13 protein-coding genes are annotated in these 13,068 nt (G+C 69.4%); 6 read left to right on the top strand and 7 right to left on the bottom strand.

From position 1 onward, the window contains the following. The 3 genes from ttfA to Q2100_RS14075 form a co-directional block, all read right to left on the bottom strand. Positions 1–679, bottom strand: a 679-nt coding sequence (gene ttfA / locus Q2100_RS14085; protein WP_302914571.1) for a trehalose monomycolate transport factor TtfA, incomplete at its 3' end; no start/stop codon positions are given. A gap of 177 nt (positions 680–856) precedes the next feature. Then, the gene (gene clpB / locus Q2100_RS14080; protein ID WP_302914570.1) at positions 857–3,403 is read right to left on the bottom strand and encodes an ATP-dependent chaperone ClpB; all 2,547 of its coding nucleotides are present in this window, start codon (positions 3,401–3,403) and stop codon (positions 857–859) included. 108 nt (positions 3,404–3,511) lie between these two features. Continuing rightward, positions 3,512–3,865 (bottom strand): VOC family protein, encoded by a 354-nt coding sequence (locus Q2100_RS14075; protein WP_302914569.1) that lies wholly within the window; start codon positions 3,863–3,865, stop codon positions 3,512–3,514. A gap of 103 nt (positions 3,866–3,968) precedes the next feature. Between Q2100_RS14075 and Q2100_RS14070 the strand changes: the two genes are divergently transcribed. From Q2100_RS14070 to Q2100_RS14060, 3 genes are read left to right on the top strand one after another with little or no spacing between them, the layout of a single operon-like run. Beyond that, complete coding sequence (locus tag Q2100_RS14070) at positions 3,969–4,595, top strand: helix-turn-helix domain-containing protein (RefSeq protein WP_302914568.1); 627 nt, start codon at positions 3,969–3,971, stop codon at positions 4,593–4,595. Between the two features lie 34 nt (positions 4,596–4,629). Beyond that, complete coding sequence (locus Q2100_RS14065; protein WP_302914567.1) at positions 4,630–5,286, top strand: enoyl-CoA hydratase-related protein; 657 nt, start codon at positions 4,630–4,632, stop codon at positions 5,284–5,286. Between the two features lie 54 nt (positions 5,287–5,340). Beyond that, a complete protein-coding gene (locus Q2100_RS14060; RefSeq protein WP_302914566.1) occupies positions 5,341–6,009 on the top strand; it encodes a GAP family protein in 669 nt (222 codons plus the stop codon). Positions 6,010–6,055: 46 nt separating this feature from the next. On the opposite strand, the gene Q2100_RS14055 is transcribed toward Q2100_RS14060, so the two are convergent. Continuing rightward, positions 6,056–7,453 carry an amidohydrolase family protein gene (locus Q2100_RS14055; RefSeq protein WP_302914565.1) on the bottom strand — a complete coding sequence of 466 codons (1,398 nt, stop codon included), beginning with the start codon at positions 7,451–7,453 and terminating at the stop codon, positions 6,056–6,058. 152 nt (positions 7,454–7,605) lie between these two features. Further along, on the bottom strand, positions 7,606–8,241 hold the full coding sequence (locus Q2100_RS14050) for a TetR/AcrR family transcriptional regulator (protein ID WP_302914564.1): 636 nt from the start codon (positions 8,239–8,241) through the stop codon (positions 7,606–7,608). 95 nt (positions 8,242–8,336) lie between these two features. Between Q2100_RS14050 and Q2100_RS14045 the strand changes: the two genes are divergently transcribed. From Q2100_RS14045 to Q2100_RS14035, 3 genes are read left to right on the top strand one after another with little or no spacing between them, the layout of a single operon-like run. Continuing rightward, positions 8,337–9,338, top strand: a complete 1,002-nt coding sequence (locus tag Q2100_RS14045) for an ABC transporter permease (RefSeq protein WP_302914563.1) — start codon at positions 8,337–8,339, stop codon at positions 9,336–9,338. 11 nt (positions 9,339–9,349) lie between these two features. Next, positions 9,350–10,516, top strand: a complete 1,167-nt coding sequence (locus Q2100_RS14040) for an FAD-binding oxidoreductase (RefSeq protein ID WP_302914562.1) — start codon at positions 9,350–9,352, stop codon at positions 10,514–10,516. A gap of 22 nt (positions 10,517–10,538) precedes the next feature. Next, the gene (locus Q2100_RS14035) at positions 10,539–11,453 is read left to right on the top strand and encodes an aldose 1-epimerase (RefSeq protein WP_302914561.1); all 915 of its coding nucleotides are present in this window, start codon (positions 10,539–10,541) and stop codon (positions 11,451–11,453) included. Here the strand turns inward: Q2100_RS14035 and Q2100_RS14030 are convergent. Together Q2100_RS14030 and dnaJ are read right to left on the bottom strand one after the other, a co-directional pair. After that, positions 11,450–11,827 (bottom strand): heat shock protein transcriptional repressor HspR, encoded by a 378-nt coding sequence (locus Q2100_RS14030; RefSeq protein ID WP_302914560.1) that lies wholly within the window; start codon positions 11,825–11,827, stop codon positions 11,450–11,452. The genes Q2100_RS14035 and Q2100_RS14030 overlap by 4 nt on opposite strands. Beyond that, positions 11,827–12,996 carry a molecular chaperone DnaJ gene (gene dnaJ / locus Q2100_RS14025; protein WP_264013735.1) on the bottom strand — a complete coding sequence of 390 codons (1,170 nt, stop codon included), beginning with the start codon at positions 12,994–12,996 and terminating at the stop codon, positions 11,827–11,829. Before dnaJ ends, Q2100_RS14030 begins: the two co-directional genes overlap by 1 nt. Positions 12,997–13,068 lie beyond the last annotated feature (72 nt).

Raw genomic sequence — 13,068 nt, 5'->3', positions numbered from 1 at the left:
CGGGGGCCGGCTTGAGCGGACGGCTCGGCGAGCCGCTGCGCCTGGGCGCAGGCTGGCTGGCGGCGGGCTGCGGGACGGGCGGCAGGACGCGCAGCAGGTCGTTGAACTGCCGCACGGTCCGCAGGCCCTCGTCCCACTGGGCGCGGGTACTGGTGACCGGCATGCTGACCAACGTCCAGTTCTGCTCGTTCCACATGATCTCGGCGCAGTCCGGGGCGGTGTGGGCGAACGTCACCATCCGGCGATCGCAGGCGCGCCGTGCGGCGTCGAGGTTGGTGGAGTAGACCATCCGCGGCCCGATGGCGCCGAGCAGCCAGATGTCGTTCTCGCGCGGTTCCTTGATGTCCTTGAGGCGCACGTCGACGACCACGTTCGTGCCGACCTTGCGGTGCAGCGCGATCACGGTCGCGACGTCCTCGAGGTCGAAGATGAAGACGGCCTCGCCGCGGATCTGGCCGAGCACCACGTTGCGGGCGTTGACGTCGCCGACGGTCGACATGACTCCGCGCTTCCAGCGCTTGAGGATGTCGGCGGACTCGTGTTCGTAGTCGAAGCCGTGCGATTTCGCCCAGGACTTCCGGCGGCGGCCGAGCCCGCGTCGACGGTCGATGTCGACGTACAACAGCACGGCCGCACCCACGAAGCAGAGCGCGGACAGCGTGAACCAGAGCGGGACCATTGGTCCTAGCCTACTTGCTGGTACCGCTTTCGCCCGAACTCAAGTTGGTCACAACCGCGTCTCGTCGACTGTCATGCGTCTCTCCAGTCACAGGAGTATCGACCTCGAACGCGAAACTGCGGCCAGATCGCGATCCGTCTACGAATCGCGATCTGACCGCAGTCTCGGCGTATCAGGTCAGCCGAGCACCAGCCCGTCGCCGTCGGCGCTCACGTTGACGGGCACCACGTCGCCGTCGTGCACGTCACCGGCCAGCAGCAGCTTCGCCAGCTGGTCGCCGATCGCCTGCTGGATCAGCCTGCGCAGCGGCCGGGCGCCGTAGAGCGGATCGAATCCGCGCTGGGCGAGCCACTTCTTCGCGGGCAGCGACACCTCGAGGGTGAGGCGGCGCTGCGCCAGCCGCTTGGCCAGCTGCTGCAGCTGGATGTCGACGATCGAGACCAGCTCCTCGGGATTGAGCCCGTCGAAGATGATGACGTCGTCGAGGCGGTTGATGAACTCCGGCTTGAAGGCCGAGCGCACCGCCGCCATCACCATCTCCTCCGAACCACCGGCGCCCAGGTTGGACGTCAGGATCAGGATGGTGTTGCGGAAGTCGACCGTGCGACCCTGACCGTCGGTCAGCCTGCCCTCGTCGAGCACCTGCAGCAGCACGTCGAACACATCCGGGTGGGCCTTCTCGATCTCGTCGAACAGGATCACCGTGTACGGGCGACGCCGCACCGCCTCGGTCAGCTGGCCGCCCTGGTCGTAACCGACGTAGCCGGGAGGCGCACCGACCAGGCGGGCCACCGAGTGCTTCTCGCCGTACTCGCTCATGTCGATGCGGACCATCGCGCGTTCGTCGTCGAACAGGAATTCGGCCAGCGCCTTCGCCAGCTCGGTCTTACCGACACCGGTGGGCCCGAGGAACATGAATGACCCGGTGGGCCGATTCGGGTCCGCGACCCCGGCGCGGCTGCGGCGGACGGCGTCCGAGACGGCCTGCACGGCCTTCTTCTGGCCGACGACGCGCTTGCCCAGCTCGTCCTCCATGCGCAGCAGCTTGGCGGTCTCGCCCTCGAGCATCCGGCCGGCGGGGATGCCGGTCCACGCCGACACCACCTCGGCGATGTCGTCGGGGCCGACCTCCTCCTTGAGCATCACGTCCTCACGCGCCTCGGCCTGGGGCACCGCCGCGTCGAGCTTCTTCTCGACCTCGGGGATGCGGCCGTAGCGCAGCTCGGCGGCCTTGGCCAGGTCACCGTCGCGCTCGGCGCGCTCGGATTCCTGACGCAGCGCGTCGAGCTGTTCCTTGAGCTCGCGGACCGCGTCGATGGCGTGCTTCTCGTTCTGCCACCGGGTGGTCAGCTCGGTGAGCTGTTCCTTCTTGTCGGCCAGTTCTGACCGCAGCTTCACCAGCCGGTCCTTCGAGGCGGCGTCCTCCTCCTTGGCCAGCGCCATCTCCTCGATCTCGAGGCGACGGACCAGCCGCTCGACCTCGTCGACCTCGACGGGCCGGGAGTCGATCTCCATCCGCAGCCGCGACGCGGCCTCGTCGACGAGGTCGATGGCCTTGTCCGGCAGGAACCGGGCGGTGATGTAGCGATCAGAGAGGGTGGCAGCGGAGACGAGCGCGGAGTCGGTGATGCGCACGCCGTGATGCACCTCGTAGCGCTCCTTGAGGCCACGCAGGATGCCGACGGTGTCCTCGACCGACGGCTCGCCGACGTAGACCTGCTGGAAGCGGCGCTCCAGAGCGGCGTCCTTCTCGATGTACTTGCGGTATTCGTCGAGCGTGGTGGCGCCGACCAGCCGCAGCTCGCCGCGGGCCAGCATCGGCTTGATCATGTTGCCCGCGTCCATCGACGAATCGCCGGTGGAGCCGGCGCCGACGATGGTGTGCAGCTCGTCGATGAACGTGATGATCTGACCGGCCGAGTTCTTGATGTCGTCGAGGACGGCCTTGAGTCGCTCCTCGAATTCACCGCGGTACTTCGAACCGGCCACCATCGAGCCGAGGTCGAGTGAGACGACGGTCTTGTCGCGCAGGCTCTCCGGCACGTCGCCGGCGATGATGCGCTGGGCCAGGCCCTCGACGATCGCGGTCTTACCGACACCGGGCTCGCCGATCAGCACCGGGTTGTTCTTGGTGCGACGGCTCAGCACCTGCACGACGCGACGGATCTCGGTGTCGCGACCGATGACGGGGTCGAGCTTGCCTTCCCGCGCACGGGCGGTGAGGTCGGTGGAGTACTTCTCCAGGGCCTGGTAGGTGCCCTCGGGATCGGGGCTGGTGACGCGGGCGCTGCCGCGGACCTTGGTGAACGCCTCGCGCAGGGCCTCCGGCGACGCGCCCGCGCCGGTAAGCAGCTTGGCGACGTCCGAGTCGCCGGTGGCCAGGCCGACCAGCAGGTGCTCGGTGGAGACGTATTCGTCGTCCATCTCAGTGGCCAGCTGCTGGGCGGCGGTGATCGCGGCCAGCGACTCCCGGCTCAGCTGGGGCTGGCTGTTGGCGCCGCTGGCGCTGGGCAGCCGGTCGACGAGCCGTTGCGCCTCGGCGCGGATCGTCGCCGGTTCGACGCCGACGGCTTCGAGCAGCGGGGCGGCGATGCCGTCGTTCTGCGTGAGCAGCGACATCAGCAGATGCGCGGGGGCGATCTGCGGGTTTCCTGCGACGGTGGCCGCCTGCAGTGCCGACGTGAGCGCGGCCTGCGTCTTGGTCGTCGGGTTGAACGAATCCACCACAACCTCCGATTCAGTCTCTACGGGGTGGTCAAAATGCTTGTCCGCATGTTCAACGTCGTCAAGGTTGAGTCTGTTCCGCTCAAGTCTAGAAAGTTTCCCGCGACCTCAGTAGTCGGGCCGGAAGCCCCCGATGACGCCGATGACGTTGCCGTCCGGGTCGGCGACCTGCGATAACCGCACGCCCTTGTTGGCCTCGACGATGTCGCCGGGCTCGATGCCCCGGCCGCGCAATTCGCCGAGGTGAGCCTCGAGGTCGTCGACCGCGACGTTGAGCTGCCCCTTCCCCGCCCGCTCGGGATCCACGAACACCTGCACCCATGCGCCCGGATTCACCTGCCACTCGGTGAGGCTGGGCATCGGGTCGTTGTCCGCCGGGCGCCCGAACAGCGCGGTGTACCACTGCCGGCTCTTCTCGAGGTCGGACACCGGGACCACGGCCAGTACGTGCTCGATCGACATGAGCACTCCCTTCTCTCGTAATCGTCGTCTGTAGGTAGACCCCTCGACACTGCCGGACTCATCACATCAATTACAGAGCAAGCGCTCTGTTATGGTGGCAGCCATGCCCCGGCCGCGCGTGCACGACCTCGACCGTGTGCTCGACGCCGCCGAGGAGCTCGCGGTCTCCGCCGGGCCCGCCGCGGTGACGATCCGCGCCCTGTCGGAGGCGACGTCGGTGTCCAACGGCGCGCTTTACCACGCATTCGGATCACGGGCCGGGCTGCTCGGCCGGGCGTGGGTACGGGCCGCGGAGAGCTTCCTGCAGCTCCAGCGCGATGTCGTCGAACAGGCGCTCACCGGCGGGGACGACGCCGCCGGCGCGAGCGCGGTGGAGGCCGTTGTCGTGGCGGCACTCTGCCCGGCGCTGTTCTTTGACCGGAAGCCGACCTCGACGCGGTTCCTGTTGAACGTTCCCCGCGACGAACTACTCCGGTCCGGGGAGGTGCCGGATGGCGTCGCCGATCAGCTGCGCCGACTCGACACGGCGCTCGGAGCGCTCTTCGTGCGGTTGTCGCGCAGCCTGTGGGGCCGTGCGGACAGACAGTCCGTCGCTGTCATCCGCGACTGCGTCGTCGAACTCCCGACCGCACTGCTGCTGCACGGCGACCGCACCGCCGACCCCGCCGCGCGCGAGCGGCTGGCCGCGGCCGTGCGCGCCGTGCTGACCATTCCGCCGCCCACCCCCTGAGCCCCTATCTCCACTCCACGAAAGGACAACCCTGATGCCCTCGACACTCGAGTACCGCGACACCATCGCCGTGCTGACCCTCGGCGACGACGAGAACCGCTTCTCCATCGACTGGCTGGACACCGTGAACACCCAGCTCGACGAGGTCACGACCAACGCGCAGGCGCTGATCACCACCGGAATCGGCAAGTTCTACTCCAACGGCCTCGACCTCGACTGGCTCGGCGCGAACGGCGATCGGCTGGGCTGGTACGTCGGGCGGGTGCAGGAACTCCTCGCCCGCCTGCTGACGTTCCCGCTACCGACCGTCGCCGCGGTGAACGGCCACGCATTCGGCGCAGGCTCCATGCTCGCGGTCGCCCACGACTACCGCGTCATGCGCGACGACCGCGGCTACTTCTGCTTCCCCGAGGTGGACATCCGCATCCCCTTCACCCCAGGCATGGCGGCGCTCATCCAGGCGAAGCTCCCCCCGCAGACCGCCGTCACCGCCATGACCACCGGGCACCGCTACGGCGGCCCGGAAGCGCAGGCCGCCGCCCTCGTCGATGACACCGCCCCCGAAGACGGCATCGTCGACGCCGCCGTGCAACGGCTGCAACCGATACTCGGCAAGGATCCCGGCACCCTCGGGGCGATCAAGACCATCATGTACGCCGCGGTCTCCGAAGCACTGCGGATTCCAGGCTGACGACGCGCCCCGTCGAACCACGATCCGGCGCCTGCGCTTGCTAGGTTCAACACCATGACCGGGCGTTGGGTGTCGGAACTGGTCGAACTGATTCCCCTGGCGCTCGTGATCGCACTGTCACCGCTGTCGATCATCCCGGCGGTGCTGGTGCTCCGCTCACCGCGGCCACGGCCCGCCGGCCTGTCCTTCCTGGCCGGCTGGCTGCTCGGACTCTTCGCACTCGCCGCCGTCTTCCTGCTGGTGTCGGGCCTGATCGGCGACTTCGACAAGCCACCGGCGTGGGCGTCGTGGCTGCGGATCGTCGTGGGCGTCAGCCTGATCGGGCTCGGGGTGTTCCGCTGGACGCGGCGCGGCGACACGCATTCGCCGAAGTGGATGACCTCGTTGACCACGCTGTCGCCCGCCCGCGCGTTCCTCACCGCGCTGACGCTGGTGGTCGTCAACCCGAAGGTGTTCTTCATCAGCGCCGCTTCGGGTATGGCGATCGGCAGCAGCGGCCTTGGCGTCTTGGGCGCGTGGTCGGCCGTCGTCTACTTCGTCCTCGTCGCCGGCTCGACGGTGCTGCTGCCCATCGTGGCGTACTCACTGTTCACCCAACGCCTCGACCCGACGCTGCGCGGGGTCGGCGACTGGCTGGAGCGCAGGCACGCCTTGCTCGTCGCCGGAATCCTCGTGGTCATCGGTCTTCTGTTGCTGTACAAGGGCATTCACGGCGTGATGTAGTCGGAACACCGACACCGCGGTCACCTGGTCCTTGGGTTCGAAAGTCCTAGGCGACCACGCGCCGGCCCTGCACGTACACCTCCGCGATCGACGACTCCCGCAGACCCATCAGGAGCGCGAAGAGCGTCTGGTCACGCGCGAGAGCGGCATCATCGGCACGGACGGCGTTGCGCAGCAATCCTTTCAGGGCGCCTGCGGGCTGCACCACCACGAAGTCGGCCTCCTTGCCCTCGTCGAAGTTGCCGAACCTGTCCTCCATGTCGAGGGCCCGCGCACCGCCGAGGGTTCCGAGGAACAGCAGTTCGGCGGGATGCAGCGAGACGCCGGCCGCGCCGTCCTCACTGATGTGCTGCTTGAACGCGTCACCGAGCACCCGCGGCACCAGCCACTCGTCTCCCCCACCGAAATCCGTTCCCGCGGCGACGTTCACACCACTGGCGATGGTCCGCTTCCACGGCATGGTTCCCGAGCCGAGGAACAGCTGCGACACCGGGCAGTGCGCGATCGAGGTACCGGTCTCCGCCATCCGCGCCAGTTCGACGTCCTGGCAGTGCACGCAGTGCGCGAGGATGGTCCGCGGGCCCAGCAGACTCTTGCCACCGACCTGCGAGCCCGGAAGGAACTTCCCGTCGTAGGTGTCGAGGTAGGTGTCCACCTGGTACTCGCGCTTGGTGGAGTCGACCTCGCCGGTGCCCGGGCGGTTGTTCTCGTTGAGGTGGGTGTGTACGTAGACGCCGCAGTCGCGGAACTCGTCGTACAGCTCACCGAGATTCTTCAGGGTCTCGGTGGTCACCGCGAGTGAGAATCTGGGCACGATCGCCACGTGCAACAGCGCGGTGTCCACGTCGCCGGTGTCCGCGGCGTGCCACTTCACGATCTCCTCGCGCGTCAGCCGGATCGCGTCCTCCTCGGAGGTGATCAGCGGCTCGGCGCTGGCTGGGCCGCGGGTCTGGATGCCCCGGCCCGACACGATCCGCAGGCCCGCCTTCTGCGTCTGGCTGAACAAGGCGTCCTGCGCGTGCGGGAACGCCGAGCCGAACACCATCGCGGCGGTGGTGCCCGCCGCGACCCGGCGCCGGGTGAACTCCACCGCCGCCTCCTGCGCGAATTCGGGTTCTGCATACCTGGATTCGGACGGGAAGATGCAGTTGGTGAGCCACTCCAGCAGCTGACCGCCGCCGTAGGAGTCCCCCGCATACGTCTGGGGGAAGTGGATGTGAGTGTCGACGAACCCCGGCAGCAGGTAGCCGCCGCGCTGGTCGTGCACCGTCGCCGACGCGTATTCGGCCGGCACTGCGGCTCTTTCGCCGGCGAACAGGACCCTGCCGTCGGAACCCACCACCAACGCCCCGTCCGGGACGGACACCAGCGCGGCGGCCGCCTCGGTGACGGTCGGGCGGCCCTTCAGGTGGAAGATGTGCCCGTAGTGGACGTCAGTGGTCATGGTCATCCCTCGTCGGTCGTCCTCATGGCACGTGACGCACAACAGGACCGCGAGGAGGTGCCGGGGCCCCCGTCGCAGAACGGTATCCCGATGGCGCGTCGCATGCGCGTCGAAGCACTGCGCATGGCGGACGTGGGGACTCGGCTAATGCGTCACGCCGATGGGCCGGGTAGACCCAGCTCGTCGGCATCGGCGGTGAGGTAGCGCGTCACGGTGGGTGCGAGCAGGCCGACGAGCTCGTCGCCGGTCAGCGTGGCCAGCGGCGGGATCTTCATGACGTAGCGCAGCATCGCGGTGCCGACCAGTGTGGTCGCCGCGAGCATCGCGCGCAGCCGGGCCGATTCGTCGCCGCCGAGCACCCCGGCGACGGCGGTCAGCACGTAGTTCTGCATGAAGCTGCGGAACGCCTCGTGTGCGTCGGTGTTGGACGTCGCCGACTGCAGCATCGTCACCATGCTCGGCCCGGTCTCCGGCGACTCCCAGATCCGCAGATACACCCGCACCATCCGGGTACCGACGTCGCCGTCGCCATCCGACAGCGCGTCGACGAGTATCTGCGGCTCCAGGATCAGCCGCAGCGATTCGCGGAACAGGTCGAGTTTCGAGCCGAACAGGTAGAGCACCATCGACGGGTCGACGTGGGCGTCGTCGGCGATCGCGCGCAACGTCGTGCGCTCATACCCCTCGCTGGCGAACCGCTTCTTGGCCGCGGCCAGCACCGCGTCCCGCGACACCGGCTCACCCTGCCGCCGGCCGCGGCGCCGCGTCGTCTTCGCTGGTGGGGCCATGCGACGAGATTATCATTTCAATAGTTGTTGAAAATGTGCAGCCATGGCGTTACGCTCGCCGCACCGAATTCAACACTCAATGAAAAGGAGCGGTCATGGCGACGACATCCGCACCGCACGCCCAGCACGCGGTGCCCACCCACGAACCGCCGGCGGCGCTGCGGGCCGCCGGGATCCTCGCCGTCCTCACGGTCGTGCTCGCCACCGTCGCGATCGCCTTCGCGCTGCCCGCCACCAAGTCGGCGCCCCACGACGTCCCGATCGGCATCGCCGGGCCGCAGGCCGCCAACGGGCAGATCGCCGAACGGCTCGACCGCCAGGCTCCCGGCGCCTTCGCGGTGACCTACTTCCCCGGTGAGACCGCCCTGCGGGACGCGATCCTCCACCGCGACGTCTACGGCGGCATCGCCATCGGACCCGACGGCCCGCGCCTGCTCATCGCCACCGGCGCGGGCCCGGCCGTCGCCCAGATGCTCACCCAGCTCGGCAACGGCCTCGCCCAAGAGAGGAGTGCCCCCATCCCCACCGAGGACCTCGCCCCGCCCACCGCGGGCGATCCCCGTGGCGTCGGCCTTCCCGCCTCGGCGCTGCCCATCACCCTGGCCGGCCTGCTGCCGGCAGTCGCGCTGGTGCTCGTGCTGCGCCGCGAGGTGTGGACGCGCCTGGCGGCCGTCGTCCTGTATGCACCGGTGGCCGGCCTCACCGTCGCCGCCCTGCTGCGCTATGCCTTCGGCTCCATCGACCAGAACCTATGGGGCGTGGCCGCCGGACTGACGCTCGGCGTGCTGGCATCCGGGCTGCTGCTGCTCGGCCTCGGATCGCTGTTCGGCCGGCCAGGCCTGATCGCCGGCGCCGCGTTGGCCGTGCTGCTCGGCAACCCGCTCTCGGGCCTGGCCTCCGCGCCGGAACTGCTGCCCAGCGGCTGGGGTCAGCTGGGCCAGCTCCTGCCGCAGGGCGCCACCGCGACACTGCTGCGGTCGACGGCGTTCTTCTCCGGCAACGGAGCCGGCACCGCGATCGCCGTCCTGACCTGCTGGGCGGCCTTCGGGGCGACGCTCGTGGTCATCGCCGCGATGCGCCGCAGCCGGGTCACTTAGACTCGAACGGCGTGGGACTCGACGACCGTGACGCGCTGACGCTGCTGCGTGACGCCGTCGACCCCGCCCTCGGCTCCGACGAGACGATCCGCCGGTTCTACACCCACTGGTTCGCCATCGACCTCTCGGCACGCGACCTGTTCCCCCCGGACATGGAGCAGCAGCGCAGAGTCTTCGCCCAGGCGATGACCTGGCTGTTCGGGGAACTGATCGCCCAGCGCGCCGAGGAGCCGGTGGCGTTCCTCGCTCAGCTCGGTCGCGACCACCGCAAATACGGTGTCACTCAGGCACATTACGACTCCATGGCCCACGCGCTGTCCACCGCGCTTCGCGACCGGCTTAGCGACCGATGGGACGACCGGCTCGCCGAGGCCACCCACGACGCGGTCACCCTGGTCACCGGCGTGATGCGCGGCGCCGCGGACGCCGAGGCGGCGCCGGCCTACTGCGACGGCACCGTGATCGAACACATCCGGGCCTGCCGGGACGTGTCGGTGGTGCGGCTGCAGCTCGACCAGCCGCTCTTCTACCACCCCGGCCAGTACGTGACCGTGCAAGTGCCGCAGTGGCCCCGGCGCTGGCGCTACCTGAGCCCGTCCATTCCGGCGGACCGCGGCGGGGCGATCGAGTTCCACATCCGGTCGGTGCCCGGCGGAATGGTGAGCACCGCCATCGTCGGCGAGACGCAGCCGGGCGACCGGTGGCGGCTGTCCAGCCCGCACGGCGGCCTGCACGTCGACCGGGCCGGCGGGGACGTGCTGATGGTCGCGGGCGGCACCGGGCTGGCGCCGCTGCGCACCCTGATCATGGACATGACCCGGTTCGGCGACAACCCGCGGGTGCACCTGTTCTTCGGCGCCCGATTTCCCTGCGAACTCTACGATCTGAAGACACTGTGGCAGGTCGCGTCGACCAACCCGTGGCTCTCGGTGACGCCGGTGTCGGAGTTCAGCACCGATCCGCCGTGGGCGGCCGACTTCCCCGACGTCCGACCTCCGCGTGGCCTGCACGTCCGGCAGACCGGCCTGCTGCCGGACGTGGTGACCCGGTACGGCAACTGGGGCGACCGGCAGATCCTGGTCTGCGGGGGTCCCCAGATGGTCGAGGCGACCAGGGCCGCACTGATCACCAAAGGCGCACCGGCCGAACGGATCCAACACGACCCGCTCGCCGGCTGACCGTCCGTGAAAGACTCGGACGATGCCTGACCACAACCCTGTCACCCTGCGCGATCCGTCGTCCTCGCTGACCGCCACATACGTCCCGTCGGCGGGCATGATCTGCACGTCGCTGGCCGACGACGGCGTCGAGTTCCTCGGCCAGCGCCGCGGCGTGGAGGCCTACATCGCCGCGGGCAAGACGATGGGCATCCCGATCCTGTACCCGTGGGCCAACCGGTTGGGCGCCAACACCTACGACGTCGACGGCACGCAGGTCGCCCTGACCCCGGGCGAGGCGGGGGTGCGCGCCGACGAACACGGCGCACCCATCCACGGTGTGCTCGCCGCCGATCCCGGCTGGGACGTCGTCGAACAGGACGGCCACCGGCTGGTCGCGAGCCTCGACTGGGGCGCGACGCCGCGGCTGATGGAGTCGTTCCCGTTCCCGCACGTCCTGACCATGTCGGTGACACTGGCCGACCGCAGGCTGACCGTGGCCACCACCGTGGCGCCGTCCACCGACACCCCGGTGCCGCTGTGCTACGGGTATCACCCGTACCTCACGGTGCCCGGGGTCCCGCGCGAGGAGTGGGTGCTGCAGACGCCGGCCATGCGGCGGCTGCCCACCGACGACCGCGGCATCCCGACCGGGGAACACGCCGAGTGGGCCGCCGAATCCGAGCCGCTCGGACGCCGCGAACTCGACGACGGATTCGACGAGGTGCCCGAGGGCGCGGTGTTCGCGCTGTCCGGCGGCGACCGGCGTATCGAGGTCACCTATGTCCGCGGCTATCCCGCCGCGCAACTCTTCGCGCCCGGCAGCGATGCCGTCGTCGGCATCGAGCCGATGGCCGCGCCGACCGATGCACTGCGGCGTGGCGGGTACCGGACGGCGGAGCCCGGCACCGGGCCGCACTCCGGGGACACCGCCACGTTCTCCATCACCATCGACTAGCGCTTGTGCCGCGGCTGCCAGACCACCAGTGCCTTGGTGGACGACACCGCGACATCGCGCCGCTGACCGGCGCGCAACTCGTCGATCTCGGCGGCCATCTCCTTGAGTCGTGACTGCAGCGCCTCGACCTGATTGGTCAGCTCGATGATGCGCTTGATCCCGGCCAGGTTGACGCCCTCGTCCTGGGACAGCCGCTGCACATCCCGCAGCAGGTCGACGTCGCGCTCCGAATACCGCCGTCCGCCACCAGAACTGCGCTGCGGGCTGACCAGACCGAGCCGGTCGTACGTGCGCAGCGTCTGCGCATGCATGCCTGCGAGTTCAGCGGCCACCGAGATCAGGAACGTGCGGGCGTCGTCGGCACGCTTGGGCATCACGCACCCGCCCATCCCGCCCGCGGGTCGAATCCGCTGGCGCGTTCGGCTTTCGCGTACGCCTCCAGTGCCTCGGCAGCCTCGCCCTCGAGATTCGGTGGCACCGCCACCTTCACCGTGACCAGCAGATCGCCATGGCCACCCGACCGCTTCGGCACACCTCGACCGCGCACCCGCAGGATGCGGCCGTCGGAGGTGCCACGTGGCACCCGCACGCCGACCTTGCCTTCCAGGGTCGGCACCGAAAGTGTTGTGCCAAGCGCGAGCTCGTGGAAGCTCACCGGCACCGTCACGGTCAGGTCGTCACCGTCGCGGCCGAACACCTTGTCCGGGCGGACGTGCACGGTCACGTACAGGTCACCCGACGGCGCCCCGCGCAGCCCTGCCTCACCCTGGCCGGCCAGCCGGATGCGCTGACCGTCCTCGACACCCGGTGGGATCCGGACGTTGATGGTCCGGGTCCGGGTGGTGACGCCGGAACCGCTGCACTCGCCGCAGGGGTGCTCGATGATCGAGCCGCTGCCCTTGCACTCGGTGCAGGGTTCGGAGAAGCCGAACGCGCCCTGGTTGCGGTTCACCACGCCCGAGCCGTTGCAGTTCGGGCACACCTTCGGGCTGGTGCCCGGGCGTGCGCCGCTGCCATGGCAATTCGTGCAGGGCGCCTGGCTGGTCAGCCGAAGCGGCATCGCCACGCCCTTGGTGGCTTCCAGGAACGACAGTTCGGCCTCGGTCTCGAGGTCGTTGCCGCGCCGCGGCCGGGTCGGCCGCGGCTGGGCGGCACCCCGGCCGAACAGCCCGCCGAACAGGTCGCCGATGTTCGCGCCGCCGGTCTGGCCTGCCGCGTCGAAGAGGTCGTTCAGGTTGAACTCGGCACCGTCGCCACCGGTGCCGAACGTGCTGCCGCTGTACCGGCCGCCGCGACCGAAACCGCCTCCGGCGAACAGCCTTCGGGTCTCGTCGTACTCCTTGCGCTTGGCCGTATCCGACAGGACGCTGTGGGCCTCCGACACCGCCTTGAACCGCTCGGAGGCGGCCGGATCGGGATTGGTGTCGGGGTGCAGGTCGCGGGCCAGCTTGCGGTAGGCACGCTTGATGTCGTCGGCGCTGGCGTCAGAGGAGACGCCGAGCTCCTTGTAGAAGTCCTTCTCGACCCATTCTCGTTGGGCCATCAGCGCGTCACCCCCTCACCTTTCTGAAGTCGGGTGTTGTTCGATTGTGCTGCCTTGCGGGCCCGCCGGCCG

Origin of the sequence: Mycolicibacterium arseniciresistens (genome assembly GCF_030519285.1) — a bacterium.
Classification (GTDB): Bacteria; Actinomycetota; Actinomycetes; order Mycobacteriales; family Mycobacteriaceae; genus Mycobacterium; species Mycobacterium arseniciresistens.
The sequence above is the reverse complement of the archived record's forward strand: the minus strand, read 5'-3'. Positions and strand labels throughout refer to the sequence as shown.